Source organism: Sulfitobacter sp. HI0040, from assembly GCF_001634885.1.
GTDB lineage: Bacteria > Pseudomonadota > Alphaproteobacteria > Rhodobacterales > Rhodobacteraceae > Sulfitobacter.
This window is the reverse complement of record NZ_LWEX01000494.1, coordinates 1-383: the sequence shown is the minus strand read 5'-3', so window position 1 is coordinate 383 and position 383 is coordinate 1. Positions and strand designations below refer to the sequence as shown.

The following is a 383-nucleotide window of genomic DNA, read 5'->3' as shown; positions in this document are numbered from 1 at the left end:
TGACGTGAAGCCGTTGTCCGCAGCCTCTCGGAAAAAGGCAGATCAGGGCGAAGAAACTACGATCGAGCGCACCCGCCGCCTTCTCTATGTCACCTGCACGCGCGCAGAAGATAGTCTCGCTCTTGTCCTCTATTCCGAGTCCCCTCATACGATCCAAGAGTTTCTGATTTCCAAAGGATGGATGGCCGAGGACGAGGTTGTGATGGTTGAGGCAGGCACGTTCGATCAGGAAGCCGCACCGCAAAGCTGAACTTGTTCAGCAATGACCGCTGAGGGCCGTCCTATAACAGCCAATGTATCAGTTTTCGCTGATTTTTGCCGCTAATTCTTTGTAACCACGTCTTTCTAACTCCACGGCGAGAGACCTGAGCAACTCGACGTCG

Annotated in this window: 1 pseudogene; it reads left to right on the top strand. The window is 53.5% G+C overall.

Annotation, left to right across the window (positions count from 1 at the left end):
* A pseudogene (locus A3728_RS19705) lies at positions 1–250 on the top strand (hypothetical protein); the annotation flags it as partial.
* Positions 251–383 lie beyond the last annotated feature (133 nt).